Here is a 25,489-nt window from a genome sequence, read left to right as displayed (position 1 = left end):
TCGACCTGATGCGGACGCAGACCCATGCGCGTCACTCCCTGCCCTCAGCTCTGGCGCATACGACAAGTGGTGCAGAGCGCTGTCGATCACTGGTTCAGGACGGCCGCTAGGCGCATCGGTGGAGCCGTCCTGCTACTGGACAAGTTGTATCGGCCGCAAGTCTGTTCAAGAGACAGAAGGAGGAAGGGAAGGGACGGGGCTTCGGCTGGTCGTGTCGGTCGGTCAGTCGGTGTCGAGGCTGTCTGTTTCCTCGTGGAGCCGGGTTGCGAGGCTATCGGCCCATTCCACGGCCCAGGCCCGTAGAGCGGCAATGGCAGAGCCATCGAGGCCGTAGGCGGTGAAAGCGTCGTCGTCGGTCCATTCGGCGCCCGCGAGGTTGGCCTGGAGGTCTTCTCGCTCGAAGCGGCCACGGGCGTGCCGGCGGCCGAACTCCTCCAGGTCGGTGGTGGTCCAGCGCCGTGAGGCCGCGAACACGTCGATCAGGTCCCGGGGTGCGCCGCGGTCGGCCAGGGCGCGGACCTTCGTGCCGATCACGTCTTCCTCCGCGAGAACCGGCCCGTATGCGGTGTGGGCGATGGGTCCCCAGAAGATCTCTTTGCGGATGTCGACCTCACACTCCTGCCCAGACGTCGGGTCGGAGACGGTGAAGCGGGCGGACAGCGGCGCGGTTACCAACGACCGCACCCGCCAGCCTCGCTCTGCCAGCCCGTCGCGAACCGCGGCGGCGATGTCGGCCATCGGCGCCGGATTCTCCGTCGCGACATCCAGATCCTGACTGGGTTGGGACACCAGCCGGTGCGCCCGAACGGCATAGCCGCCGGTGAGGACCAGGGGATAGGGAGAGCCCGGTGCGATCACATCGGCCAGCAGCCGTGCGTGCAGCCGAAGCATGTCCCTCACGCGGCCGACCGCCCCCGGGCAGCCAGCGCGGGAAAGGCGTCCTCCCAGACGGTGCGCACGGTACGGCCCACCAGAGAGCGCAGAGTCGGCCACAGCTGCAGCAGTAGATCCTGATTGAGGTACCGGGGCAGGTCCTCGCGCAGGCCTTCGTGGAGAACCGTGCGGTACACCCCCATTCGCTGGCGCGGCTTGTCGAGGTCGTAGGACGTCATGCCCGACCACGCCACGTGTAGAGGCAGTTCGACAACGCCCTGGACCGGCCCCCGCAGATCGTCCAGATCTGCTGGAAGACGCCGTCGGAACTTCTCCCGGTAAAGCGCAAGATCCTCCGCCAGGTCCGACCCGGACAACGAGGACTGTGGTTTGGCTGCCATACCCTCACTATGGCGGTCCCTGCGACGCAGGCGGAGTTCGATGCTGTACCTGCACCGGAGCGAACCTTATCGCCCAGGCCAGGCGGAGAGCAGGCCGTGCGCTGCGGAGCAGGCGGTGATGCCCGCGGCTGTTGTGGCCCTGGAGTGCTCAGAGCCGGTCGAGGAGGTCGTCGGTGCTGGCGAGGTGCCCGTGCGGCGCCAACACCGCTCGGGGGACGTTGGCCCGCCGGTCTCGTATGCGTCGACCGCGGGCGGCAACGTGCGCAGACGTTCACGCGGGACGGCGACGTTCTCAGGAAGCCGCGCCGCGAGAGGCCTGTTCAAGCGCGTGAGGCGGGTACGAGTCGAGGACGGCGGGAGCTGTCATGTGCTGGCGAATTGAAGGAGCGCCGGTATGCCTTGAGCGTGCCGGTAGGGCTGGAAGCGGGGGTGCAGGACGTTGACGAGGCTGACTCGGTGCGGTGCTCGGCCTCCTTCAGCGTTGACGGAGCCCCGGCTGCCGGGGCAGCACAATATCTGCTGAGGGGTTCACTCGGTGGAGGTGGAGTCCAGGAAGTCGGCGACGGCAGCGGCGTGCGAGTTTCCTGCGGAGGTCTTCGAGTGTCTTGGTGCCGCGTGCGGAGGTGACGCCTCACATCCGGGCGACGGCGTCATGGGCGGTGGCCACGGCGGCGTCGATGTCACCGAGGCTGAGGTGGGCTTCGGCGAGACGGGCGAGATAGATAGAGGCCTGCCGGCCGTCATGGGCGAGGTCGACGCTGTAGCCCTCGGCGGTCAGACCGGTGCGCAGGGTGTGGGCAAGGTCCACCTCGTCTTCGCCCACCAGGATGCGCATGCGGTGCAGCCTCGCACAGCGCCGGCCCGCCTTCCTGATCATCCGGTCAGGTTGGATCAGCATCCGGTCAACGAGGTCCCGGCATGCTGGCCGAGTCTCTTCGCCACTGCTGAAAGGCCCTGCCGCCGATGTCCGTTTCTGAACGTGTCCCCGCCGCGGCCAGGACGGTTTCCCCTCCCGCACGCGCCCGTTGTCAGTCACCGCTCCGGCCTGTGACCGATGGCGGTCCTCAGCCTCGGGTGCGTCTGCGGTGACGCGGGGGTGCTGAGCCGAGTTGGTCAAGCTCAAGGGCACGACGGGCCATCATCACGCCACAAGCGAAGGGGAGACCCGAGCGGGCGAGCGAAAGCGAACCCTTGCCCTTACGAGCCGACATGAGGAACACCGCGTCGATGGCGAAGCGGTCGGCGGCAGATTTACGCCTGACCAGCAGAAACCCAGTGATCACACCCGGAAGACAACAAGTTCTCAGATAGCCTCCAGGGGGAGACTTGCGCAGACAAGTGAAAAGAGCGTGCGCGGCCACGATCGCCGCGGCGGCAGCCGTGGCACTGGCGGCGGGCATGACCAGCCCGGCGTCGGCGGAGCCCGAGCGTACGCCCGGTGACCAGGCCGTACAGACCACGCCCAAGCACCGCATCACCCTGATCACCGGCGACCGTGTGGTCGTCGACGCCAAGGGCCGCGTCGTCGGCCTGGAGCGCGCCAAGGGCCGCGAGAGAATACCCGTCCAGATCCGCACGGCCGGCGGGCACACACTCGTCGTGCCGGCCGACGCGGCACGGCTGATCGCCGACGGCAGACTCGACCAGCGGCTCTTCGACGTCACCGAGCTCAACAAGTCGGCCAACCGCAAGGCCCAGAAGCAGGGCCTCAAGCTGATCGTCGGCTACCGCGGCACGGCCGCCGCGGCGAAGGCGGACGTCCGGAAGGCCGGCGACACCAAGGTCCGCCGGACCCTCAAGTCGCTGAACGCGGACGCGGTGCTGACACCCAAGGGCGACGCGCCCGACCTCTGGTCCGCGGTCACCGACACGCCGTCCGGCGGCGCGAAGACCGCCTCCGGCATCGCCCACGTGTGGCTCGACGGCGTCCGCAAGGCCAGCCTCGACAAGTCCGTCAAGCAGATCGGTGCCGACAAGGCCTGGGCCGCCGGGTTCGACGGCAAGGGCGTCAGGATCGCCGTCCTCGACACCGGTGTCGACGCGACCCACCCGGACCTCAAGGAGCAGGTGGTCGGGGAGAAGAACTTCTCCGCGTCCCCCGACGCGACCGACAAGTACGGCCACGGCACGCACGTCGCGTCCATCGCGGCCGGTACGGGTGCCAAGTCCGCAGGCAAGTACAAGGGCGTCGCACCGGGTGCCAAGCTGCTCAACGGCAAGGTGCTCGGCGACGACGGCTCCGGCGACGACTCCGGCATCCTCGCCGGTATGGACTGGGCGGTCGAGCAGGGCGCCGACGTCGTGAACCTCAGCCTCGGCGGTGGGGACACCCCCGACATCGACCCGCTTGAGGCCCAGGTCAACAAGCTGTCCAAGGAGAAGGGCGTCCTCTTCGCCATCGCCGCGGGCAACGACGGCGACCTCGGCGAGCAGACGATCGGCTCCCCGGGCAGCGCGGCGGCCGCGCTCACCGTGGGCGCCGTCGACGACACGGACAAGCTGGCCTCGTTCTCCAGCACGGGCCCCGGCCTCGACGGGCAGATCAAGCCCGACGTGACCGCACCCGGCGTGGACACCACGGCCGCCTCGGCCCCGGGCAGCGTCATAGCCCAGGAGGTCGGCGAGAACCCGGCCGGCTATGTGAGCATCTCGGGTACGTCGATGGCGACCCCGCATGTCGCGGGCGCCGCCGCGATCCTCAAGCAGCAGCACCCGGACTGGACGTACGCCGAGCTCAAGGCCGCGCTGACCGGCTCCACCAAGGGCGGCAAGTACACGCCGTTCCAGCAGGGTTCGGGACGCGTCCAGGTCGACAAGGCCATCAAGCAGACCGTGCTCGCCGACCCGTCGTCCGTGAGCTTCGGCCTCCAGCAGTGGCCGCACACCGACGACACCCCGGTCACCGACAAGGTCACCTACAAGAACCTCGGGACGACCGACGTCACGCTGACCCTCGCGGTGGCGGGCACCGACCCGAAGGGCCAGGCCGCACCGGCCGGCTTCTTCACACTAGGCACCAAGACGCTGACCGTCCCGGCGGGCGGCACGGCCTCCGCCGACCTCACGGTCAACACCAAGCTGGGCGGCACGCTCGACGGCGCCTACTCCGCGTACGTGACCGCCACCAGCGGCGGCCAGAGCGTCCGCACGGCGGCGGCTGTGCAGCGGGAAGTCGAGTCGTACGACGTCACGCTCAAGTTCATCGGCCGTGACGGCAACCCGGCGAAGGACTACAGCACCAGCCTGGACGGTGTCACCGGGCTCGCCCAGGGCAAGTGGTACTCGCCCTACGACGAGTCCGGCACCGTCAAGGTCCGCTTGCCCAAGGGCGGTTACATCTTCAACTCGGCCGTCCACGTCGACCCGGACGACCCCGCCAAGGGCTTCGACTGGGTGACGCAGCCGAAGCTGAGCATCACCAAGAAGGCCACGATCACGGTGGACGCGCGGACCGCAAAGCCGGTGGACATCACCGTGCCCGACGCGGCGGCGAAGTCGGAGGTCGCTACGCCGTTGTACACCGTCGGTGTGCCGGACGGCAGCAACTCGTACGGCTGGTGGCTGGACTCGTACGCCAACTTCCGTACCGCGCACGCCGGCCCGCAGATCACCGACGGCACCCTGTACCAGCAGTGGGGCGGTCACTGGACCAAGCCCGCCGCAGAGTACGACACCCTCGCCGGCGGCAAGCTCAAGCAACTCGCCACCGGCTACACCAAGCACTACAAGGCGAGCGAACTGGCCACGGTGAAGACCGGTCTGGGCGCCTCGTCGAGCGGCAAGAAGGGCGTGATCTACGCCTGGGGCGAGCTGCCCGGCACTACAAGCACCTTTGCACCCGGAGTCCAGCAGACGCTGCCCGGCACGCGCACGCTGCACCTGTCCACCGCGGGCGGGGCGAAGTGGAAACTCGACTTCGAGCAGCACGGCGGGCTCGACGAGAACGGCTCACCGATCGTCGAGGCCGTCTACACACTCGGCACTCCGCAGACCCTCACGGCCGGCAAGAGCTACGAGAAGACCTTCAACACGGCGGTCTTCGGCCCGCGCATCGGGTCAAGCCTGGGCATCTACCGCGAGGGCAACGGCATTTACGGCTACCTGCCGCTGTTCGCCGACGGCAAGACCCACGTCGGCGGGTCGCTCTACTCGTCGGCCACCACGACCCTCTACCGCAACGGCGCCAAGGTCGGCTCGAACAGCGACCCACTGGAAGGGCAGGGCATCTTCAAGGTCCCGGCCGGTGACGCCGCGTACAAGCTGACCACCTCGGTCAAGCGCAGCGTCAAGGTCGCCGCGGCCTCCACCCGCGTCGACGCCAGCTGGACCTTCCGCTCCAAGAAGGCCGACCTGGCCAAGCTGCCCGCGTCCGCGATCCGCTTCGACGCGGCCGTCGGCCTGGACAGCAGGGTTCCGGCGGACAAGAAGGTCTCCGTCCCGGTGACCGTCCAGGGCTCGGCAGCGGGCAGCAACCTGAAGTCCCTGACGGTGTACGTCTCGTACGACTACGGGCAGACCTGGAAGAAGGTCACCGTCAAGAACGGCAAAATCGCGGTCACGAACCCGGCCAAGGGCAAGGGAATCTCATTCCACGCCAAGATCGCCGACAAGAAGGGCAACAAGTCGACGATCTCGATCTACAACGCGTACTACGGGAAGTGACATGATCCGGTGGATCACCGACAGGTTCGCTAAACGCTGACACGCACGGACGGCCCGCCAGAAGCAGAGCTTCCGGCGGGCCATCCAGCTGTAAGACGCGACTGAAACTATCCCTGCAACCTCGCAAAGGAGCAGGCCCCGCCGGTAGTAGTCGAGAAGGTTGAAGACGGCCTGTCGGAATGATCAATAATCCGTCAGGGTCATCTCGCACGGACGTGCCTTCCCGGCGGACGCGGCAACGTCGGCCTTGCTCAGTGGCCTATCGATCAATGACCCGGGAAGATACGTCCTCTCCGGGCCGATCCACAGGTTCTGAGCACTGCTCTTTCACAGGTCTGGGCCAGAGCCAGATCGTTTGAGACGGGACAGCGACGGCTGTCCCACTCAATACAGTCCACCCAGGTCAGCGGATCCCTCAGCGACCAACTTCACTGAGAAGAGACACTCACCGTCACGTGTTGCTGCGCCTCACCGACACAATCAAGCCCCTCCTGGGGGTGTGTCCGAGCATGCGTAAGTACAGGTTTCCGGCCCGTCGGGAGAGTGGCAGTGCCTGATCGCGCACTGCGAGAGACCACCCGACACAGCCGATGGCTGCCAAGGCGGTCCAGCGCCACCGGGACGGCCCGAACTCCGGTGTGAATACGTCGGCGAAGAGCGCGACGTCGGCGGGCAGCCACGCCGTGGCGCACGCCAGTCCCGTCAGTACGCACGCTGCCAGGATTCCACCGCTGTCCTGCTGGAACCGCCGTAGCGCGAACGCTGCGGCCGTGAGTGTCCACAGGGCGAGCACGGTCGGCTCCATGGCCAGTGCCAGGGCTGGCCACGGCATCCCGCCAGGCACCAGCTGGTTGACGATCAATACCGGTGGTCCGGGCAATTCGGTGGAAGAGGGAGCCGGCGAACGAACAGAATGTCCACGTGCCTCCGATGCTGACCGAACGGACACGGTCGGCGGCTGCAAGTGGCGTGCGCCGAGATCGAACGCTTGCTGCTGGAGCTCACCGACCTGCAGACTTGGGCAGAGGGCATCGACCGGCTGCTGGAGAAGACTGACAGCCGCTGCCAGCCCTGGCCGTACTTCACCGAGGAACACAAGGTGTGGGCCTGACGGTCTTCCGTACCTTGCGCGCGTCCACGATGGGCCTCCGACACGAACGTCTCCCAGCTTCTCGACACCTGGGTCGTTCCCCGCCACCCGCCCGGCCACAGCGCACCCACAGCCTGGCAGCCGGGTCCCTCCGCGGACCTCGGCGTCCCCCTGTCAGGGGAGATGGAGTACATCAGCACCCGCAAGGGCGGGCTCGAATGGCTGCGCACCGCGCTCCAGATCCCCGGGCACCGCACGCGCCGCTCGGCCGCGCTCGCCCTGGGCATCGCCCGCACCTCGCTCAACGGCCGGCTGAAGATGCTGGAGACCGCCGCCGGATTCGAGATTTTCAACCACCGCGCACGCCCCGTCGTGGCGACGTCACGCGGGCGGGCGCTCCTGGATGAAGCAGAACGGCTCTTCGATCAGCTCGACCGGCAACGCACGTAGACCCGAGCCCGGTCCCGAGGGGACCGGGCTGGGTGACGACGGCCGCGTCCGTGGGGCTCCTAGTTGGTGCCGGCGGTCAGCTCGCTGAACAGCTTGTTCGCCGACTCGGAGGCGAACTGGCGCTGGAGCTCGGCGCGCGCGATCTGCATCTTGAACTCGCCCTCGTAGCCGGTGAATCCGGCGTTGTGCATAGTGTCGGTGATCCACGTCGCGAACGCCTGGTAGTTCCAGATGTGCGGCAGGCAAGTCTTGGAGTAGCTGTCGAGGAGGCTGGAGTCGCCTTCCTTGGCATGGCGGATCACCGCGCGGGCGAAGACCTCGGTGTCGTGCAGGGCGAGGTGGATGCCCTTGGCGCTCATCGGCGGCACGATGTGGGCGGCGTCGCCCAGGAGGTAGAGCCTGCCGTAGCTCATCGGGTCGAACACCACGCTACGCAGCGGAACGATCTGCTTGGACAGGATCTCGCCGCGCGAGGGCGGAGTGCCGAAGCGGGCCTCCAGCTCGCTCCAGATGCGCTCGTCCGGCCACCGTTCGGGGGTGTCGTCGACCGCGCACTGCAGGTAGATGCGGCTGGCTTCGGGGCCGCGGGGGATCATCCCGGCCAGACCCAGCCCGTGGATCGCCATGCCCGAGGGCTTGGTCTCGGTGGCCGCCAAGACGCTGAGCCAGGAGTAGCCGTACTCGTGGGAGTACTCGGTCAGCGCCGAGGCGGGGATGGAGCGGCGGGAGATGCCGTGGAAGCCGTCGCAGCCGGCGATGAAGCCGCATTCGATGGCCCGCGCCGCGCCGTCGGCGCCCTGGTAGCGCACCACGGGATGGTCCTTGGTGAGGTTCTCCAGGGCTACGTCCGCCGCCTCGTAGCGCAGGTCACCGCCTTCGCGCAGGAAGACCTCGGTGAGGTTGCGCACCAGGACCTGCTGCGGGCAGTACAGGCTCTCATTGTTGTCCTCGTCCACGTCGATCGGCATTGCGTGGCCGTCGAGGTAGAAGCCGCCCTCGCTGTGCGGGATCGGGTCGCCCGCCAGGACTTCCTCCAGGCCCCACTCGCGGAACAGGCGCACCCCGAAGGTGTCGATCGTTCCGGCGCGCCGGCGCTTCTCGACGTAGGTGCGAGGGTGTTTCTCCAGCACGATGCAGTCGACGCCGTTACGCAGCAGGAAGTTGCCGAGAGCCAGACCGGCGACGCCGGCCCCGATGATGACGACGGCCGTGTCGTCGCGTGTCTCAGTCATGCATACGAGCCTTTCGTGATCCATACAGTGGTCGGTACGCGCCGGAGGCGTACACTGCGGCGCCAGCCGGGAAGGCCGGCGCCCGCTCGTTCTCCACTGTGGAAGGCCCGCAGGCTGCAAACCACTGGTAAGTGGACACCTGATACCGGAAACCCGCCAGCCTGTCGCGTGGCGCGCCCGCCGAGCGCCCAGCCAGCAAGTTCACGGCAGGACGGCCGTGGTGGGCAGCTAGCGCCCGCGGATGCGAAGGCCGGCCTGATAGCGGCCGGGCGTCTGGCCGACGACCTCGGTGAAGGCGTCGATGAAGGTAGAGGGATTGGACCAGCCGCACGCCACCGCGGTCTCCGTCACCGACATCCCGTCGGTCAGGTGCGCCAGGGCGTGATGGATGCGCAGGGTGGTGCGCCAGCGGTGGAAGCTCATGCTCAGCTCGGTGTGGAACAGGCGGCTGAGCGTGCGCTCGCTGGCTCCCACCGCCCGGCCCAGCTCGGCCAGGGTGGCAGGCCGGGTGGGGTCCGCGCGCAGCAAATCGGTGGCGGCGCGCAGCCGGTCGTCACTGGCTTCGGGAAGGTGCAGGGAGGTCTCGGCGGCATCGGCCAGCTCGTCCACGATCACGGAGAGAAGACGGCGGTGGGCACCGGCCCGCCTCTCCGGCTCGTCGGTGAGCGTCAGCAGGGCCTCGCGCAGCAGCGGACTCACCGCGAAGACACTGGGGTGATCGATGAGGCCGGCGCACAGGTCGAGCGGCACGGACGCCAGCCGTACATCGGTCTGGCCGTAGAAGCGGTGCGAGTGGGCGAAGCGCGGGGGCGTCCAGGTGATCCGGTCCGCCGGGGCGACCCAGGTGCCGCGCTCCGTCGCGGTGGCCAGTGCTCCGGCGGCGGCATAGACCAACTGGCCCTGGACGTGGCTGTGCGGGTCGAGCTGGAAGCCGTGCGGCAGCCAGGCACCGCCCTGCAGAATCGGATCCTCTACCTCGGCAGGCGTCGGCGAAGGTTGGCGAGTTGTCGGCATCAGGCGTCAGTTTACCGGTGGTCTCGGATGGAGTGCCACGCCGACAGTGGTCACATGACCACGATGAAGCCTCAATCCGGCCCACAGGGCGGGTAGCGATGGCATCCAGGATCCAGCGCCCCCGCCAGCGGCGGATGCTGTCGCTGACCGTGCAGGGAAGCGAGCAGCCCAGTCCGCATTTCATGACCGTCACGCTGGGCGGCGAGGACGTCCAGCACCTGGAGCAGTCAGGCTTTGACCAAGCAGGACGCCTGTTCTTCGCCGACCCCGACGATGACGCCGCGAAAGTGTTCTTGCCCAGCAGCGAGCGGTGGATCCTCCAGCTCACGCTCCAAGGCGGCAAGCAGCGTCCGCGGGTCAGGACCTACTCGATCCGGCGCTTTCAGCCCGAAGCGTTGGCGTTCGACATCGAGATTTCCCTCCACGAAGTCGACACCGCCAGCGCGGCTGCCCCGGGCACCCGATGGGCACTGGCCGCCGAGCCCGGCACAGAGGTCGCCTTCCTCGACGAGGGACACAGCTACGCGCCCGCCCCCGGCGCCGCCTGGCAGCTCCTGGTCGGCGACGAGAGCGCCCTTCCGGCGATCCTCGCCATCCTCGAACAATCCGCGGCGAACCTGCCCGCCGAGGTATTCCTGGAAGTCCCGTCACCCGAGGACATCCGCAGCGACATCCAGGCACCGCCGGGCAGCATCGTCCGCTGGCTGCCCCGCACTGACGCAGGCACGAAACCCGGTGCCCTCGCCCTGGACGCGGTGAAACAGGCCCGCCTTCCCGAGGGACGCTTCTACACCTTCACGGCCGGCGAATCCTCTCTGGCCACCGGGATCCGCCGCCACCTAGTCGGCGAACGCGGCGTGGTGAAGTCCGACATCTCCTTCCGCGTCTACTACAGCCACGGCCGCGCCAGCCTCTGACCCCTCGTCGCGCAGTCCCGTACGGGCCGCCCGCCCGACGGCGCCCTGTCCCGCCCGTCCCACGAACCGGCCGGAGTACTCCCACTCCGCGCGGAAAGGGCGAACCCCCGGGAAAGAGAGCTGCCTACACGGGCGCCGGGCAAGGCCGACGCGGACGGGAACCCTGAGGCTAACGTGAACGGGTGAATCAGCTCTGGGCGTCGTTGATCGGTGTCGTACTTGGCGGAGGGATGTCCTACCTGGCCCAGCTCACCACCGCACGCCAGGCCGCCCGTACCGAGGACAAGCGCCAGGCCACGCAACTGGCCGAGGCTCGCCGAGCTGAACGGCTCGACGTGATAAGGGAGTTCATCCAGCTTGCGCAGCAAGGCATACGCCTTGCCGAAGAACGCTACGAGGCACCCGACTGGTCCTCTGGCCGCACACCCGAGTGGCTCACCGCCGAGCGGGCGCTCGTCGAACGCCTCTGGATCTGCGAGCGGATGATCCTCGTCCTGATCGGCCCGAAGCTCTACCAACTCGCCTGGGACTACGCGAGCGCCGTGCATCACGTCCTGTGGGAGGACCTCGGTGAGCCCGAAGCCGCGTGGAACCACTTACGCGGACCCATGAACATCTTCCTCAACGCGGCCCACGAGAAGCTGGGTTGACCCGGCCCCGGAAGCCATCCCGGGCACTCGACCATCAGCAGCGCGAGCTACCCGATCCCTCATCAAACCGGACACGCTACAAGAACGACGGATCCGCGGACCGCGCAGTCTTCTGTGTGCTGTGTTCGCCGAGGTAGCGCAGGACCACGATGCGCTATTGCTGGTGCGGCAACAGGGCGAGGACTTCGAGCAGCAGCCGACGGTTCACCCCGAGGTCCGTATCGTCGTGGACACCGATCTCCGGTACCTGCGCGGTGAGAGTTTCCTCCAGCCTGCGGGCGCGCCATGACTCGGTGCGGCAGTTGTACATGGTGCGCCGGACGTAGGCGTCGGCCAGCGTCTTGCATTCGATGCGGTGACAGGAGCGGTAGGTGGCCATCAGAGCGTTCTGCAGCAAATCCTCTGCGTCCCAGGGGTCGGCGACCAGGCGGTGCGCGTCTTGCCGCAGTGCGCCGTGACGCTCGCGTACGTGCTGCTCGAAGCACATATCGGTGGTGGCGGGCATGCTGAAGCCTTTCCGGGGCGGGTGGGCCGGCGCAGAATCGGACGGGCCGCTCTGCGGCAGCGCCTCTCTTGGCCCGCGAGTCTTCGTGGCGGGCGGGGTTGGTCAGACTGGTGGCCACCGGCTGTGCACTGGTGGCCACAGCCAGGGGGGATATAGCCGTCGGCCCGGCGCACTCCGGGGGGCGATCACGCAGTGCATCTGTTCTGGTGGCTAAGGCCACCGAAGCCGAACGCCACGTCCGGTGATGCGGCACCCGCTCGACATCACCAGCCAGCGCAACCTTGTCGCCGATGCCCACCGCGGCGGCCCACCGGCCTCTGATGCCTCCGAAAATCCCCGGCTCTGCTCGTGGTCCCAGCCGGTTCGGATTCTTGCGGTGCTAGCGGTGGTTTGTTAGACCGGGGAGTAGAGATCAAGTGGGTGGCCTGCGGCCGACGGCGTTGATCAGGGCTTGGAGTTCGGGTGGCGGGGGTGCGTTGGTCCAGGCTCGCCAGCAGCGTTGGAGGGTGGTCCAGGGGTCGAGCCAGGCGCGGACGGCGCGGACCGCCTTGGGCCAGCTGGCTGGATGGGGCTGGTGGGTTCCGCTTGGGCCCCCTCTCAGCCGCTCCGGCGGTCGGCGGGAGCGTGGGGACGACGACGGGCTCACGGTCTGGGGGTCGGGCGAACCAGGTGTCCCAGCAGAACGAGAACGCGCAGGTGACCAGGGTCTGGTGGCGGCGGATCGCGGTGTCGGAACGGACCTGGAAGTCTTGCCCACCCGAGTTCGTCCTTGACCTGCTTGTAGCTCTGTTCGATCCAGTGTCGGATGCCGTAGATCCGTACGACTTCGTGCAGGTCGGCGGCGGGTTCGGGGCTGTCGGCCTCTCGGGGGCCGCCGGGGCGGGGCAGGTCGGTGGCCAGGTACCAGGTGGCCTGCGCGGGCAGTGTGTCCGGGTTTGCTGTGGCCACGACCAGGCGGACGTTTCCGTCGGGTCCCCACCATCCGAGGTGTGCGTCGGCGGCCCACCAGGTCTCGGTGTGCCCGTCGCGGAAGGTCCGCTCGACGGCGGTCCAGTCGCCTGGGTACTCGGGGTCCGTCCAGGTCAGGGCACGGGCGGCGTCGGCGGGGGTGTAGGCGTCCTTGCCGTAGGACCAGGTGCCGTGGCTCGGCTTGAGGGCCATGACGAACGGCAGTCCTGCCGCGGCGAGTTGTCTGCGGAAGCCGTCCTGGTCGCCGTAGGCGCAGTCGGCGGCCACGGCTCGGAAGGGCGCTCCGGCGGCCTTGGCTGTGCGGGCCAGTTCAGCCGCGATCTGCAGCTTCGTGCGGAAGCCGGGGTCGCGCTTGCCCTTGGGAAAGTGATGGGCGGGGCTGTAGGGCACGGCGTGCAGCGGGTAGTAGAGGTTCTCGTCGGCCCAGCAGGTGGTCACGGTGACGATGCCGTTGTCGGTCTTGCCCAGTCGGCCCAGCCACTGCCGACCGATGTGCGCGGTTGCTTTTCCGTCCTTGCGGTCTTCCGAGTCGTCGATCACCAGCACCCCGCCAGGGTGTGGCATGGTCGCGGGATCAGCCAGCAGCAGTGCCACCCTGCGGGCGTTGACCTGCTCGTGGTCCCACGTCGACTCGGACAGGAAGAACTGCAGCCGCTGCACCGAAGCATGTTGGGCACCTACGACGGGTTCGGTGCCGGCCAGGCAGTTCAGCGTCTTGTTGCGGTCTCGCGGCAGCAGCAGCCCCGCGAGGTACTCGCGGAACCCGCGGCGTTGTGCCAGCGTGGAGAACAGGTCATCGAAGCGTGCGGCGTAGGCTTCCAGCGGTCCTGGAGCGGGCGGACACGGCACACGGCGGGTCATCACAGCTCCCAGGCGGCGAGGCGACGTTCCTCTGCTACCGGCCTACTGCGGCCCTGACCCGCCGTCAACAAACCACCGCTAGAACGGGACCTGGACCTCACCAACGCCGGCCCTCTCACCCTGCTGGCCGACTACCAGACACCAGCCGCCCTGCGCCGCCTCGGCACCAAGCGCCTGGAGACCTGGCTGCGCAGCCGCAGCGTTCGCAACGCCGAGCAGCTGGCCGAGACCGCCCTCCAGGCCGCCGAGCGCCAGCACACCAACCTCCCAGGCGAGAAGCTGACCGCCCAGTTGGTGCACACGCTGGCGAAGGAGGTGACTGCCCTCAACCAGCAGGTCGCCGAGATCGACAAGCTCATCGAGGCCCGGTTTCGCCAGCACCGCGACTTCGAAGTGATCACCAGCATGCCCGGCCTGGGCGTCATCCTCGGCTCCGAGTTCCTGGCCGCCACCGGCGGCGACATGGCCATCTTCGGCACTCCGGACCGACTCGCCGGCTTCGGCGGCGTCGCTCCTGCTCCGCGGGACTTGGGCAAGACCAGCGGCAACCTGTGGCGCCCCCAGCGATATAACCGAAGACTCCAACGGGTCTTCTACACCTCTGCGTTGTTCAGCATCCGCCACTGCGAGGAGTCCCGCCGGTTTTACGACCGCAAGCGTGCCGAGGGCAAGCGCCACACCCAGGCGATCCTCGCCCTCGCCTGCCGCCGTGTGAACGTCATCTGGGCCCTCCTGCGCGACGGACGGACCTATGAGGTCGGGCCGCCCGCAGCTCTCGCGGCTTGACAAACAGCATTAGGAATCAGTGGCAAACACTCAGTACGGTCCACACGGCGTCCGTGTCCAAGGCGCGCACCCTCAGGACGCGCGGTTCGTCCGTCCGCACACCTTGGCATCGGCCCCGGCCTCCTGTGCGGCACCGGCCAGCAACTGGCCTTCCCTGTCCAGGGTTTGAACGAGCTCCGCAATCTCCATGGAAGGAGTCTGCCGGATGGAGTGGGCTCTGCGGGAGGCGGCGACCCCCGTGCCCGACGCCCATGCGCAGTGATGCGCGTGGGTGTCGGGCATAGGGCCGGGGGCAGCGGGCGGTCCGCTGCCCCGACGGGCGGCTACCGGGCGCCGGGCGCCGACGCCGCCAGGTCCGCCGGCGGTGACGTGGGGACGGGCAGGAAGTCGTCCGCGTCGTCGCCTTCGAGGTGGATGTCCGGCAGGATCCGGTGCAGCCATCCAGGCAGCCACCAGGCGTGCTTGCCGAGCAGGCTCATCGCGGCGGGAACGAGGACCATCCGGACCAGCGTCACGTCCAGGATGACGGCCACGGAGAGGCCGACGCCGAACAGCTTGGTTGTGGGGTCGTCCATCAGGATGAAGGCGCCGAACACACCGGTCATGATCAATGCCGCGCTCGTGATCACCCGGGCCGTGGAGCCGACGCCCTCGACGACCGCCGCCTTGGCGTCACCATGGCGCTGGAACTGCTCACGCACCCGGCTGAGCAGGAACACCTCGTAGTCCATGGACAGTCCGAAGAGCACCGCGAACATCAGCATGGGCGCCAGCGACATGATCGGAACGCTGCCGTCGAGACCGATGAGACCGGCCCCCCAGCCCCACTGGAAGATCGCGACGAGCACTCCGTACGCGGCACCGATGCTGAGGACGTTGAGGATCGCGGCCTTCAGCGGCACCAGGACCGACCGGAACACGACCATCAGGATGATGAAGGACAATCCGATCACGGCGCCGAGGAACCACAGCATGCGCTGCTGGAGCTGCGTCGCGAGGTCCGCCTCCAGAGCGGCCCCGCCGGTGACCATCGGCTTCGCCTCGGTTCCGCGCAACGCGTCGGGCAGCAGGTCCTGGCGCAGGCGGTCGACGAGCTCGCCGGTCCTCGCGTTCTGCGGAGAGGTGGTCGGCGTGACGGCGAATGCCGCCAGATCGCCCTCGGGGCTGAGCGCCACGGCGCCCACGGAGGCGATTCCGGGATCGTCCTCGAGGGCCGTGCCCACGCCGTCGACCTCGGACGGGTCGGTCCCGTTCATCTCGATCACCACTTGCAGCGGACCGTTGACGCCCGGTCCGAAGCCCTCGGCGATGAGGTCGTACGACTTGCGTGAGGTGCTGGTCGGAGCATTGTTGCCCGCGTCGGGGAAACCGAGATGCATGGAGAAGACCGGCGCGGCGAGCACGCCGAGCAGAACGAGGGCGGCGGCGCCGTAGCGGACGGGCTGTGCGACCACTTTGGCGGACCAGCGGCTGGACTTGGACTTCGGGTCGTACGCCGGCTTCGGCTTCACGAAGGGGATCCGCAGGCTGTTGACCCGTCGGCCGGCGAGCCCGAGCATCGCGGGCAGCAGGGTGAGTGCGGCGAACAGGGTCACCGTAACCATCATCGCCGAGGCCCAGCCGATCACGGTGAGCATCCGAAGGCCCGACAGTTGAAGCCCGGTGATCGCCACGATGACGGTGACGCCGGCGAACAGCACCGACAGGCCCGCCGTGGAGTTGGCGCGGCCCACCGCCTCGGGCACCGACATACCGCCCGCCAGGTTCTGGCGGTGCCGGGTCAGCACGAACAGCGCGTAGTCGATGCCGATCCCGAGGCCGAGCATCATGGCGACGATCGTGGCGATCTCGGGGACGGCTATGAGCCCGGACAGGACGCCGATGGCGCTGAAGCCGATGAGGATGGCCACCAGGGCGACCACGATCGGCAGGCTCATCGCGACGAGGGAACCGAACGCGACCGCCAGGATCACGACGGCGAACGCGACACCGAGCACCTCGCTGGGGACCCCGCCCGCCTCTTCCCCCTTGGCGGAGCCGAGACCACCGTCGTACTCGACCTGCACTCCGGCGGCGCGGACGGGCTCAGTGGCTCGTTCCGCGGCGTCGAACTGGGCCGCGGTGACCTTCTCCTCGGTGTCGAAGGCCAGAGTCGTGAAGCCGGTCCGACCGTCGGGACTCAGCGTGGGGCCACGGGCGTCGTACGGATCGGACACCGCGACGACGTGCGGTATCGCGGCGAGTTCGGTACGTGCCTCGGCCACCGCGGCCCTGGCCTCCGATCGGGTCAGCCCCTCGTCGGAATGGAAGATGACGTTGGCCGTGGAGACGCTCTCCTGCGGGAACTTCTCCTCCAGCGCCTCTGCCGCCTTCTGTGACTCGATGCCCGGCACCTTGAAGGTTTCGTCGGCGCTGCCGCCGAAGGACTGGTTGAGCAGGAAGGCGGCGGCCGCGATCGCGACCCACGTCATGATGACGCGCCATGGGTGCCGGCTGGAGAAATGTCCGATCCGGTAGAGCAGTCGGGACATGGGATACCTCTCAGGTTTCGGTGACGAGTGTCCAGTCGGGGTGCTCGGGCGGCTCACGGGTGGCGGACCGGGATTCCGGGGCACGGATACGTCGAGGGCGCCCCGGCGGGGCTCTTCCGGTTCCTCCTGGATGACCCGGGTCTTCATCACGGCTCCTTGGGTGCGGTTCGGGACTGCCTTTCACGCTGGCAGTCGGCGATGCGGCGGGTAAGGCGGGCCACTGGCGGACGCGGGGGGCGGGTTTCTGGTGTGCCGCGGGGGTGCGCACACCCCGCAGCCGGAAGGACCGCTGTTGGGAGGGGGGTTCGGTGTCGGCGCTGGCGCCGGTCAGGTACCGGGAGTAGCGTGCGGACGACGCCTCCCTTCATCTCCGGCCGAACGCAAGCCAGTTGTGGACGGTCGCGCCCCGGTCACGCCCGACGGCAATGATCGGGAAGGGGGAAGCGATGCCCACGCTCTCGGCGCATCCCGCTGTTCGCGCGCGGAGCCCGGTGCTGCTCGGCGGCTTGACGGGCCTGGTGCTGGCCGCGGCCGCCGGGGGCTGCCTGACCCTCGCCGCCGCGAGCGGCATCTCGCCGGTACACGCCGTACTTCTCGTCTGGATCTCGCTGTCCTACTGCGCGGCCGGTCTCGTCGCGTGGTGGCACCGGCCCGACAACCGCTGCGGCCCGCTGATGTTCCTCGCGGGAGCGGCCGGTTTCGCCTCGGCCCTGGGGTGGTCGGGCACCACCGCCATACGGACCGTCGGGCAGTTGGCCGACCTGCTGCCGCTCGTACTGATCCTGCACCTGTTCCTGGCCTTCCCGGTCGGCCGGCTGACGGGCCGACCGGAGAGGCTGCTCGTCGGCGTGGGGTACGTGGCCGCGGTCGGTGTGCAGCCGGTGGCGATGATGCTGGGCGGCTTCGGCCCGGACCATCCCCTGTTTCTGGTCGACGCGCCGGACGCGGGCAGGGCGCTGTTCCACGGTGAACTCCTCGCGATCAGCGCCGTATCGCTCGCGGGTGTCGCACTCCTTGCGGCCCGCCGCCAGGCCGGCGGGCGTCCGCTGCGCAGGTCCCTGGGACTGCTGATCGACTCCTTCGGTCTCGGCCTTGTGATGATCGCCGTCCTCCTGGTGGTGGGCGTGTTCGGCGGCCCCTCGTTCCCGGTGGTCCAGCGGGTGAGCCTCGGGGTGATCAGCCTCGCCCCCGTCGCCTTCCTCGCTGGGCTGCTGGGCGCCCGGCTGGCCCGTACCGCCGTCGCCGACCTCGTGGTGGAACTGCGGACCGAACCGGCCGATCTGCGCGCCCCGCTGGCCCGGGCACTCGGGGATCCGTCGCTCGCGGTGCTGTACTGGCTGCCGCAGTTCGCCAGTTGGACCGACCAGGACGGCAAACCGCTCGAACTGCCCACCGATCCGGCCCGGACCACCACCCTCATCGAACGCGACGGCGCTCCGGTCGCGGCCCTCGTCCACGACGCGGCGCTGAACGACGAACGCGAACTCCTCGACGCGGTCAGCGCCGCCGCGGCCATCACCCTGGAGACCGGCCGACTCCAGGCCGAACTACGGGCTCACGTGGACGAGTTGCGCGGCTCCAGGGCCAGGGTCATCGAGGCGGGCCAACAGGAGCGCCAGCGGCTGGAGCGCAACCTCCACGACGGTGCCCAGCAGCGGCTCATCGCGCTCTCCCTCGACCTGGCCATGCTGGAGGCGAGTCTCGGCGGCGACTCGGCCGCCCGAACCCGCCTGGCCCAGGCTAGGGGCGAGATCGCCACCTCCCTCGCGGAATTGCGCGACGTGGCGCGCGGGCTGCACCCGGCCGTTCTCAGCGCCCACGGCCTCGACGTGGCCCTCGAATCGCTCGCCGCACGGGCTTCCGTGCCGGTCCGGCTGACCGTACGGCTCGACGGCAGACTCGCCGAAGCCGTCGAGGTCGCGGCGTACTACGTGGTCTGCGAGAGCCTGGCCAACATCGGCAAGCACGCCCGGGCGACCGCGGCGACGGTGAGCGTCGCCCAAGCCGACGGCCAGGTCGTGATCGAAGTACTCGACAACGGCCGCGGCGGCGCCGACACCGAGGGCGGCAGCGGTCTGCGGGGACTGGCCGACCGGGTGGAGGCGCTCGACGGCCGGCTCCGGGTGTGGACGTCGAGCGGCAACGGCACCCGAGTACAGGCGGAACTGCCATGCGGGTAGTCATCGCCGAGGACAGCGTCCTGCTCCGGGAAGGCCTCGCCCGGCTGCTCGGTGACGCCGGCTTCGACGTGCTGGGGCGCTGCCGGGACGCCGAGGAACTGCTCAGCCTGCTGCGCAGCAGGCTGCCCGACGTGGTCATCGTCGACATCCGGCTGCCGCCCACCCACAGCGACGAGGGCATCCGGGCGGCCGTCGAGATCCGCGCGGCCCATCCCGAGGTCGGGGTGCTCGTGCTGTCCCAGTACGTCGAACTCGGCCTGGCCATGAAGCTGTTGGCCGACTCGGCGGAGGGCGTCGGCTATCTCCTCAAGGACCGCATCAGCGACGTGCCCGACTTCCTGGGCGCCGTACGCCGGGTCGCCACCGGAGGCTCCGCCGTCGACCCGACCATCGTGTCGACTCTCCTGTCGCGTCGGCGCAGTGACGACCCGCTCGAACGGCTGACGCCGAGGGAACGCGAGGTGCTTGAGCTGATGGCCGCAGGCAACTCCAACCAGGGCATCGCCGACCGGCTGGTGATCACCCTGCGCGCGGTGGAGAAGTACGTCTCCAGCATCTTCGGCAAGCTCGGACTCCCGGCCACGGGCAGCGAGTCCCGGCGGGTGCTGGCCGTACTCATGTTCCTGCGGACCTGACCGGGCGGTGCCTGCCGGGCGGTGCCTCTGGTCATCGTGTCGCTTCGGGTGCCCAGTTCGGGATGACTGCGGCACGAGCTCGGACCTGGGGCCGGCGCGGGCAGACACCGCTGGTACGGGTGCGCGGCCGGTCTTGGCGCCGCTACTCGATCGCCGCCCTGTGCTGCTACCGGCCCGGCGAGTCCTCCCGGCTGATCTACCGGCCGCGCCGCCACCCCAAGTACCGCGGTGTGGGACGCAACAGCTTCGCCTGGACCGATTACCGCGACCTGATCGTCCGCGCCCACATCCTGCTCAAGGCCCCCATCGTCCTCATTTGGGACAATCTCAACACCCGCCGAGCTGCCGGAATGCGCCAGTACGCCGCCGGCCACGACTGGCTCACCATCGTGCAACTGCCTTCCTGGTTCGCGGAATCTGCCTATTCGGCGAGTTCCCCTTCGGCCGAGGCCTCTTCCATCAGAGGGAGATCCCGTCCGGGGGCACTGAGCTTGATCCTTAACGTTGAGTTTGGTCTCGTTCGTAGAGGGTGCTCGGGCGTTTGACGGTTTTACCTACGTCGTGACGGGTGGCGGGGTGCCGGTTCTTGGAGCCCGGCGGGCGGCCGAGGCCGGGGCGGCTGGACTTCTCCCAGGGCTTGCGCTGGTCAGTTGAGAGCGGGACGGCGAGGCGGAGTTGGGTGTGCGCGGTGATCACGCAATGCCGCGAAGTTAAGAGACGTGGGGTGGTGTCAAGGTGTCGGGTGGGGTGATCTTGTAGGTGCTCGGTGCGGTGCGATCTTCTGTCTTCACACACCGATGATCACCGGTGGCCGCACCCGTTCCCGTACCAGCCCTGCCCTGTGTGATCGACTCATGGGCGGCGAACTGCCGGAAATCCGGGCGACGGCCACCGACCCGGCTGACACGCTGGTACACATGACCACACCACTGACCGCGAGACAACGACTTGCCGCGCTTCACCGCTATGCGGCCGTCAACGGTGAGGACTTAACCGGCCAGAACCTTGCGTCTACTCGCACGTCGCAGCTGCGGTTCACCCGCTCCTCGTTCATCGGGGCCGATCTACGCCACGCCACCCTGGACGGGTGCTCAAGGTGCTGCGTGAGGCGGGCGTCACGCAGACCCGGCAGGAGGGCACCCGGTGCTTCGTGACACTGCGCCGCGGGAGCCTCGACGCCCGGTTCCCCGGGCTGCTGCCGGCTCTGCTGTCCGCGGCCGTCGCCGACCATGTCGGCGAACACGTGACCGAAGGTAATGAGAAGGAGTGACCAGATCGCACCCCCCGTAGCGAGTGGAGGGGTTCCGGACGCCGAAACCTCCGTCCCGAGGACGGGGGATGCGCCGCCACTTCAGTGTCGGCTCCGAACAGGAGACGTTGATGAAGGACACCGTGATCATCGGCGAAGGTTCGCCGGCGTGTGGAGCGCGGTGGGGGCGGTGAGAGCCGCGCATGTGGCCGGGAGCACCGGTGGCGAGGTGCGGGTGACGCTGGTCAGCGGCGACGACCTCGTGATTCGCCCGCGTTTGTACGCGGACGCACCGGCGGAGTTGCGAGTGCCCTGAGACCGTGTCCTCGGTCCGATCGACGTACGCCGTGTTGTGGCGACCGCCACCGGGATCGACACCAGGCGCACACTGTCCGTGCTGCCGGACGAGACGTACACGCAGTGCCCGGCCTGGCTGCCATGACACCTCGACGACGCCGGGCGCAGACGCACTGGACGTAGTCGGCGAAACCCTGCCAGGGGTCCGGGGCGTTCGAGCAGGCGAGGCTCTTCCAGCTCAGGTATCCGGAGGTACTCCCAGCCGATGCCCGGCCCGCCTGAATGAGCGATGCACACGGGGCCCGAACCGGCGACGTGGTAGCGCTGTTCGATGTGGGCGAGACCGTGGGGGACGGTGAGCGCATGAGCGCCGGGAGAAAGCGGCGAGGACTGATACGAGTGCTTCACGTCGTCCGATGATTCGTGCGCGGTGGCTGGGCTCCAAGAGAATTTGTCACTGTTGATGACACTGTTATGGATCGCATCACTTCCCGGAACCAACAGTGCCATTGAGCGTGTCAAAGTGCGGTAGGGTGAATAAAGTGTTTCAGGCGTCGAGCGCACACTCCACGAAGACGTCGGGAACGCTGTCGCACCCGCTGCACAGAACCGGGCGGGTGCCGTGGCCCGGACGCCTTCGATCCCCCGCGAAACGGCGTCCGGGGCTATGGCCTGGCCTTTCGCTCTGTCGCTCAGGGCTGCTGGGCACGGTAGAGGCCCCGGCCGGTGCGCTGGACCCTGAACGTGCCGACAAGACGGTCGAGCGTGCTGCGGATGGCGTTGATGCTCCCGCTGTCGGTGGCGCGGCCCAGCGCTGTTGCCACGTCGCGGGCGCGCACATCAGTGTCACCGACCTGTGAAAGGTAGTCGAGGGTCTGTTCGGTCAGCTTGCCGTACGTGCGATCCGCGTCGTTCTTCGAGCGGGAGGTGTCCTTCGAACGAGAAGCCCGCTTCCCGGCCTTCTCATCGCGCCCGGGCGGCCGCGAGGCCGCCGGGGTGTCGGCAGAGGAACCGACAGGAGCTGCACGGCCCGTGCCCGAGCCCGCCTTTGTCCGTGTCGACGGCGGCGCAGAGCGCCGGTTCCGGTCGACGGGTTCCGCTGCGGGCGCCGTGTCCGCCGGGCCTGTCATCACGCTTTCCAGGGCGTACACGGCTCGGCGCACGGTTTCGAGATGGTCGGCGACGGCGGCAAGTTCTCTCTCCAGCGACCGTTTCTGCAACTCCAGGCGGTCAAGATCCCCTTGGAGGCTTTCAGCGGTGCTCTCGATGGTGCGTGCCGTGCGCGATGCCGAAACCATTTTTCCCTCTCATCCTCGACTCACGTGCCGCGCCCCCGTCCAGCTGCGATGCGCCGGAACGATGCGTTCGGATCTCGGCCGACGCTGTGATGAAGATGCAGTAATGGATGGTGAAGAACTTGTACACCGATTGTTGCCACTGTCATGGCAAAGCGCAACGGGCGCGTGCGTCATCGGCGGATCAACCGTCTTGTGCGCCGCGTTCGACGGCCGCAGCGGGGCCGCAGTTCCAGGAACGCAGCTTGTCCGGGTTGAGAACGGCCCACACGCGGGTGACCAGATGCCGGGCGATGTCGAAGCTGATGACGGCGGCGACCTGGTCGCGGTGGCGCACGACGATCGCGGTGCGGCCGTTGGCCGGACGCAGGTGCAGGGTGATGTGAGGGCGCGGGGCGAGGAGGGTCAGCAGGGCGCGGCCCACGTGCCGGCTGCCGTGCACTGGTCGGGGGAGGGCGCGGACCTTGCCGCCACCGTCGAAGAACGCGCTGACGTCGGGGGCGAGCAGGGAGTCCAGACGCGCGGCGTCGAGAGTGGCGCAGGCCCCCCGGACGGCATGGACGATCCGGTCGTGCTGTGGGGGCGTCGTGGCACGTACCCGGGGCCCGCGCAGGCTGTGGCGGGCGTAATCGGCGAGTTCGGCGCTTGCGTCGGCTGGCTGTCCCACGATCGTGACCGTTTGCGGCGGCACGGCGAAGACGTCGTCGAGGACGAACACGGCCCGTTCGGCCGGCGACAGCGTGTTCAGCGCGTCGAGCAGGACGTCGCTGATCTCTTCCGTCAGCGCCCGGTCGATCTCGGTGGCGGCTTCACCCGCGACCGCGGACGAGCCTCTCTGCAGGGGCAGTCGGGCCAGGCAAATGGTGCCCGTGGTTCTGGTCAGCCAGGTGCGCGGTTCGGCGATGTTCGTCCGCTGGGCGTCGGTCAGGCCGTACCACCGCTGGTAGGCATGGGTGACGGCGTCCTCGGCCTCGGGACCGGTGCCCAGCATCCAGGAGGCGACGTCCAGCAGGTGCCGCCGTTCGTCGAGCAGATCAGCGATCGGCACTGTGTCACCGGTGTGCCCCATGAGGCGTCCTTTCCTCCTGCACCCTGCCACGCCCCACCACCGCGTGGCCGTAGCGTTCTTTGCAGAGCAGACCGGCCAGACGGGGATCATGTGACATCGGCCTGGGCCTACGGGGAGAGCCCCGCCCGTACTTCAGCAGCCGATGTGCGGTCCTGCGGACCGCTGGAGGGCGGCACCGCAAAAACACGGTGTGACAAGATGTGAAACCTCTTCCACCCGCGAGGCGCAGTCCGTCTCTTGAAGAAGGAATCACTCATGCCTGCCATCCTCATCCACGGCGTGTCTGACACACATCACGTATGGGACGGTGTGCGACAGCACCTGAGCAGGACCGATGTGGAAGCCTGGGACCTGCCCGGGTTCGGCGCCGCGCGCCCGAACGGTTTCGGCTCCTCCAAGGAGGAGTACGTCGACTGGCTGATCCAACGACTGGAACGGGTCGGTGAGCCGGTGGACCTGGTCGGTCACGACTGGGGCTGCATTCTCACCCTCCGCGTCGCCTATCTGCGCCCCGATCTGGTCCGCACCTGGGCCGGAGGCAACGGGCCGGTCAACTCCGGCTACGTGTGGCACCCGTTGGCCAAGATCTGGCAGGACCAGGTCGAGGGCAACCGCTTCATGCGCGAACTGCGTGCGGAGCCGTTCGCCGAGGACCTGGCGGCCGGCTTCGACGTACCCATCGGGCCGGCCAAGGACATGGCGAGCCGCGTGGACGAGCCGATGAAGGACTCCATCCTCAAGCTGTACCGCTCCGCGGTCACCATGGGAGCGGAGTGGGAACCGGGACTGTCTGCCGTATCGGCGCACTGTCTGGTCTTCTGGGGAGCACTCGACCCCGCGTGCCAGATCGAGTTCGGGCGCAAGCTCGGCGCCTCCCTGCACGCCTCCGAGGTGGTCGAGATGGACTGCAACCACTGGCCGCCGCTCCAGCGGCCCGCAGAGGTCGCCGAGATCCTGGAAGGTCACTGGAGCGCGCACGCCGGCGCCTGACGACCACTGAGGCGATCACACCTCCCTGTCTGGTGGCTGGTGGCTCGCGGTTTGCGGCGGGGATTGGCGTTCCGTCTGATCCCCGTCCTCGTCGTGCCCATCGGCCGCCGCACGCGGCGACGGCGCCAGGAGTTCCGATTTCGTTGATCGGAGCCTGGCCCAAATGCCACTGTGCCGACTGCGCCCGTCTGATTCGTTCAACATGAGACAGTGTGAATGCCGGGGCTTTCTTACCCCGGAGACCGCAACTCCCCTGGCACAGGCCCTTCATGGCCGATCACCGCCCGCCCCTGGCGGGAACCGCCCCCGGCGGGACGAAGCCGCGCCTCGTGACGAAGACATCGTTCGGCTCGTTCAACGGCGGGATTTGACATGACAGACAAATCGCGTATTCACCCTTCTCGCCAGGTCTGGTTCCACAACCCGCACGGCAGGGACACCGTTCCGGCGTCCGACGCGACCGTCGTCGGCTCCGCGGGCATCGAACCGGTGGATGTCTACGGCACCAGCTACCCGGATCCCGCCGAGAACCCGGCGGGACTGTCGCCGTCGACCCAGGCGCCCCTGAGCATGTAAAGCGTGCCGACGGGCCAGGCCTACGTCACGACGGCGCCTCCCCGGCTGACCACCGACCACTTCCCGGCGTCCGCCACCAAGGTCGTCTTCGGTGGCAAGAGGATGTACACCATCCAGTACGGCCACCGCACGTCCCTAGTCTACGAAGTGGACATGAGGGTGAAGAAGCGCCCGCACATGGCGCGTTGACACCTGGAGCCCGCGCGAGCCAAGCCACGAACGGTAGTCGGCTGCGATCCGGCCACCATGTCACACCG

Annotated in this window: 21 protein-coding genes and 5 pseudogenes; 14 read left to right on the top strand and 12 right to left on the bottom strand. The window is 68.5% G+C overall.

Features of this window, described 5'->3' with window-relative positions:
• Positions 1–222: 222 nt before the first annotated feature.
• The 3 genes and pseudogenes from OG718_RS03875 to OG718_RS03865 all read right to left on the bottom strand — a co-directional run.
• Positions 223–891, bottom strand: coding sequence for a nucleotidyl transferase AbiEii/AbiGii toxin family protein (locus OG718_RS03875; RefSeq protein ID WP_328843252.1), 669 nt, complete (start codon positions 889–891; stop codon positions 223–225).
• Positions 892–896: 5 nt separating this feature from the next.
• The gene (locus OG718_RS03870) at positions 897–1,274 is read right to left on the bottom strand and encodes a hypothetical protein (RefSeq protein WP_328843251.1); all 378 of its coding nucleotides are present in this window, start codon (positions 1,272–1,274) and stop codon (positions 897–899) included.
• Between the two features lie 676 nt (positions 1,275–1,950).
• Positions 1,951–2,109 (bottom strand): annotated as a pseudogene (locus tag OG718_RS03865) (response regulator transcription factor); the annotation flags it as partial.
• A gap of 503 nt (positions 2,110–2,612) precedes the next feature.
• Here OG718_RS03865 and OG718_RS03860 point away from each other — a divergent pair.
• On the top strand, positions 2,613–5,936 hold the full coding sequence (locus OG718_RS03860) for a S8 family peptidase (RefSeq protein ID WP_328843250.1): 3,324 nt from the start codon (positions 2,613–2,615) through the stop codon (positions 5,934–5,936).
• Positions 5,937–6,387: 451 nt separating this feature from the next.
• Here the strand turns inward: OG718_RS03860 and OG718_RS03855 are convergent, their stop codons facing one another.
• The gene (locus OG718_RS03855) at positions 6,388–6,768 is read right to left on the bottom strand and encodes a hypothetical protein (protein ID WP_328843249.1); all 381 of its coding nucleotides are present in this window, start codon (positions 6,766–6,768) and stop codon (positions 6,388–6,390) included.
• 156 nt (positions 6,769–6,924) lie between these two features.
• On the opposite strand from OG718_RS03855, the gene OG718_RS03850 reads away from it, so the two are divergent.
• Together OG718_RS03850 and OG718_RS03845 are read left to right on the top strand one after the other, a co-directional pair.
• Positions 6,925–7,047: a hypothetical protein gene (locus OG718_RS03850; protein WP_328843248.1), complete on the top strand. Its 123-nt coding sequence runs from the start codon at positions 6,925–6,927 to the stop codon at positions 7,045–7,047.
• 162 nt (positions 7,048–7,209) lie between these two features.
• Positions 7,210–7,476: a LysR family transcriptional regulator gene (locus OG718_RS03845; protein ID WP_328843247.1), complete on the top strand. Its 267-nt coding sequence runs from the start codon at positions 7,210–7,212 to the stop codon at positions 7,474–7,476.
• A gap of 59 nt (positions 7,477–7,535) precedes the next feature.
• Here OG718_RS03845 and OG718_RS03840 read toward each other — a convergent pair whose 3' ends face one another.
• Together OG718_RS03840 and OG718_RS03835 are read right to left on the bottom strand one after the other, a co-directional pair.
• Complete coding sequence (locus tag OG718_RS03840) at positions 7,536–8,708, bottom strand: 4-hydroxybenzoate 3-monooxygenase (RefSeq protein WP_328843246.1); 1,173 nt, start codon at positions 8,706–8,708, stop codon at positions 7,536–7,538.
• Positions 8,709–8,936: 228 nt separating this feature from the next.
• On the bottom strand, positions 8,937–9,722 hold the full coding sequence (locus tag OG718_RS03835; protein WP_143644608.1) for a helix-turn-helix domain-containing protein: 786 nt from the start codon (positions 9,720–9,722) through the stop codon (positions 8,937–8,939).
• A 98-nt stretch (positions 9,723–9,820) separates the two neighbouring features.
• Here OG718_RS03835 and OG718_RS03830 point away from each other — a divergent pair, with 98 nt between their 5' ends.
• Together OG718_RS03830 and OG718_RS03825 are read left to right on the top strand one after the other, a co-directional pair.
• Positions 9,821–10,639: a siderophore-interacting protein gene (locus OG718_RS03830; RefSeq protein ID WP_328843245.1), complete on the top strand. Its 819-nt coding sequence runs from the start codon at positions 9,821–9,823 to the stop codon at positions 10,637–10,639.
• A gap of 182 nt (positions 10,640–10,821) precedes the next feature.
• Complete coding sequence (locus OG718_RS03825) at positions 10,822–11,289, top strand: hypothetical protein (protein WP_328843244.1); 468 nt, start codon at positions 10,822–10,824, stop codon at positions 11,287–11,289.
• Positions 11,290–11,443: 154 nt separating this feature from the next.
• Here the strand turns inward: OG718_RS03825 and OG718_RS03820 are convergent, their stop codons facing one another.
• Positions 11,444–11,794: a sigma factor gene (locus tag OG718_RS03820; protein ID WP_328843243.1), complete on the bottom strand. Its 351-nt coding sequence runs from the start codon at positions 11,792–11,794 to the stop codon at positions 11,444–11,446.
• Between the two features lie 412 nt (positions 11,795–12,206).
• Positions 12,207–13,624 (bottom strand): annotated as a pseudogene (locus tag OG718_RS03815) (IS701 family transposase).
• Between the two features lie 72 nt (positions 13,625–13,696).
• On the opposite strand from OG718_RS03815, the pseudogene OG718_RS03810 reads away from it, so the two are divergent.
• Positions 13,697–14,410 (top strand): annotated as a pseudogene (locus tag OG718_RS03810) (transposase); the annotation flags it as partial.
• Between the two features lie 323 nt (positions 14,411–14,733).
• Here OG718_RS03810 and OG718_RS03805 read toward each other — a convergent pair.
• Positions 14,734–16,941, bottom strand: coding sequence for an MMPL family transporter (locus OG718_RS03805; protein ID WP_328843241.1), 2,208 nt, complete (start codon positions 16,939–16,941; stop codon positions 14,734–14,736).
• Positions 16,942–17,387: 446 nt separating this feature from the next.
• On the opposite strand from OG718_RS03805, the gene OG718_RS03800 reads away from it, so the two are divergent.
• From OG718_RS03800 to OG718_RS03790, 3 genes and pseudogenes are all read left to right on the top strand, one after another.
• Positions 17,388–19,121, top strand: coding sequence for a sensor histidine kinase (locus tag OG718_RS03800; protein ID WP_328843240.1), 1,734 nt, complete (start codon positions 17,388–17,390; stop codon positions 19,119–19,121).
• Complete coding sequence (locus OG718_RS03795; protein ID WP_328843239.1) at positions 19,112–19,756, top strand: response regulator transcription factor; 645 nt, start codon at positions 19,112–19,114, stop codon at positions 19,754–19,756. The genes OG718_RS03800 and OG718_RS03795 overlap by 10 nt, the downstream gene beginning before the upstream one ends.
• Positions 19,757–19,806: 50 nt before the next feature.
• Positions 19,807–20,163, top strand: a pseudogene (locus tag OG718_RS03790) (IS630 family transposase); the annotation flags it as partial.
• Positions 20,164–20,254: 91 nt separating this feature from the next.
• Here the strand turns inward: OG718_RS03790 and OG718_RS03785 are convergent.
• A pseudogene (locus OG718_RS03785) lies at positions 20,255–20,485 on the bottom strand (NF041680 family putative transposase); the annotation flags it as partial.
• Positions 20,486–20,553: 68 nt separating this feature from the next.
• Here OG718_RS03785 and OG718_RS03780 point away from each other — a divergent pair.
• Both OG718_RS03780 and OG718_RS03775 read left to right on the top strand, forming a co-directional pair.
• A complete protein-coding gene (locus OG718_RS03780; RefSeq protein ID WP_328843236.1) occupies positions 20,554–20,910 on the top strand; it encodes a pentapeptide repeat-containing protein in 357 nt (118 codons plus the stop codon).
• The gene (locus OG718_RS03775; protein ID WP_328848004.1) at positions 20,844–21,026 is read left to right on the top strand and encodes a hypothetical protein; all 183 of its coding nucleotides are present in this window, start codon (positions 20,844–20,846) and stop codon (positions 21,024–21,026) included. Before OG718_RS03780 ends, OG718_RS03775 begins: the two co-directional genes overlap by 67 nt.
• A gap of 968 nt (positions 21,027–21,994) precedes the next feature.
• Here the strand turns inward: OG718_RS03775 and OG718_RS03765 are convergent.
• Together OG718_RS03765 and OG718_RS03760 are read right to left on the bottom strand one after the other, a co-directional pair.
• Positions 21,995–22,600 (bottom strand): hypothetical protein, encoded by a 606-nt coding sequence (locus tag OG718_RS03765; RefSeq protein WP_328843235.1) that lies wholly within the window; start codon positions 22,598–22,600, stop codon positions 21,995–21,997.
• Between the two features lie 181 nt (positions 22,601–22,781).
• On the bottom strand, positions 22,782–23,666 hold the full coding sequence (locus OG718_RS03760) for an RNA polymerase subunit sigma (protein ID WP_328843234.1): 885 nt from the start codon (positions 23,664–23,666) through the stop codon (positions 22,782–22,784).
• Between the two features lie 255 nt (positions 23,667–23,921).
• Between OG718_RS03760 and OG718_RS03755 the strand changes: the two genes are divergently transcribed.
• From OG718_RS03755 to OG718_RS03745, 3 genes are all read left to right on the top strand, one after another.
• Entirely contained in the window at positions 23,922–24,656 is a 735-nt protein-coding gene (locus OG718_RS03755; protein WP_328843233.1) for an alpha/beta fold hydrolase, read from the top strand.
• Between the two features lie 372 nt (positions 24,657–25,028).
• The gene (locus tag OG718_RS03750; RefSeq protein ID WP_328843232.1) at positions 25,029–25,232 is read left to right on the top strand and encodes a hypothetical protein; all 204 of its coding nucleotides are present in this window, start codon (positions 25,029–25,031) and stop codon (positions 25,230–25,232) included.
• A 3-nt stretch (positions 25,233–25,235) separates the two neighbouring features.
• On the top strand, positions 25,236–25,421 hold the full coding sequence (locus OG718_RS03745) for a hypothetical protein (protein ID WP_328843231.1): 186 nt from the start codon (positions 25,236–25,238) through the stop codon (positions 25,419–25,421).
• Positions 25,422–25,489 lie beyond the last annotated feature (68 nt).

It is taken from the genome of Streptomyces sp. NBC_00258 (genome assembly GCF_036182465.1).
Taxonomy (GTDB): Bacteria; Actinomycetota; Actinomycetes; order Streptomycetales; family Streptomycetaceae; genus Streptomyces.
Note: the sequence above shows the minus strand (reverse complement) of the source record. Positions and strands in the feature narration are given on the sequence as shown.

What these genes read in the sequence shown, in the direction of transcription:
- OG718_RS03760 (WP_328843234.1), bottom strand. Translation starts at nt 23,666, where the DNA reads ATGGGGCACACCGGTGACACAGTGCCGATCGCTGATCTGCTCGACGAA.
- OG718_RS03830 (WP_328843245.1), top strand. Translation starts at nt 9,821, where the DNA reads ATGGCATCCAGGATCCAGCGCCCCCGCCAGCGGCGGATGCTGTCGCTG.
- OG718_RS03855 (WP_328843249.1), bottom strand. Translation starts at nt 6,768, where the DNA reads ATGCCGTGGCCAGCCCTGGCACTGGCCATGGAGCCGACCGTGCTCGCC.
- OG718_RS03805 (WP_328843241.1), bottom strand. Translation starts at nt 16,941, where the DNA reads ATGTCCCGACTGCTCTACCGGATCGGACATTTCTCCAGCCGGCACCCA.
- OG718_RS03765 (WP_328843235.1), bottom strand. Translation starts at nt 22,600, where the DNA reads ATGGTTTCGGCATCGCGCACGGCACGCACCATCGAGAGCACCGCTGAA.
- OG718_RS03780 (WP_328843236.1), top strand. Translation starts at nt 20,554, where the DNA reads ATGATCACCGGTGGCCGCACCCGTTCCCGTACCAGCCCTGCCCTGTGT.
- OG718_RS03795 (WP_328843239.1), top strand. Translation starts at nt 19,112, where the DNA reads ATGCGGGTAGTCATCGCCGAGGACAGCGTCCTGCTCCGGGAAGGCCTC.
- OG718_RS03755 (WP_328843233.1), top strand. Translation starts at nt 23,922, where the DNA reads ATGCCTGCCATCCTCATCCACGGCGTGTCTGACACACATCACGTATGG.
- OG718_RS03820 (WP_328843243.1), bottom strand. Translation starts at nt 11,794, where the DNA reads ATGCCCGCCACCACCGATATGTGCTTCGAGCAGCACGTACGCGAGCGT.
- OG718_RS03845 (WP_328843247.1), top strand. Translation starts at nt 7,210, where the DNA reads ATGGAGTACATCAGCACCCGCAAGGGCGGGCTCGAATGGCTGCGCACC.
- OG718_RS03875 (WP_328843252.1), bottom strand. Translation starts at nt 891, where the DNA reads ATGCTTCGGCTGCACGCACGGCTGCTGGCCGATGTGATCGCACCGGGC.
- OG718_RS03800 (WP_328843240.1), top strand. Translation starts at nt 17,388, where the DNA reads ATGCCCACGCTCTCGGCGCATCCCGCTGTTCGCGCGCGGAGCCCGGTG.
- OG718_RS03870 (WP_328843251.1), bottom strand. Translation starts at nt 1,274, where the DNA reads ATGGCAGCCAAACCACAGTCCTCGTTGTCCGGGTCGGACCTGGCGGAG.
- OG718_RS03750 (WP_328843232.1), top strand. Translation starts at nt 25,029, where the DNA reads ATGACAGACAAATCGCGTATTCACCCTTCTCGCCAGGTCTGGTTCCAC.
- OG718_RS03840 (WP_328843246.1), bottom strand. Translation starts at nt 8,708, where the DNA reads ATGACTGAGACACGCGACGACACGGCCGTCGTCATCATCGGGGCCGGC.
- OG718_RS03835 (WP_143644608.1), bottom strand. Translation starts at nt 9,722, where the DNA reads ATGCCGACAACTCGCCAACCTTCGCCGACGCCTGCCGAGGTAGAGGAT.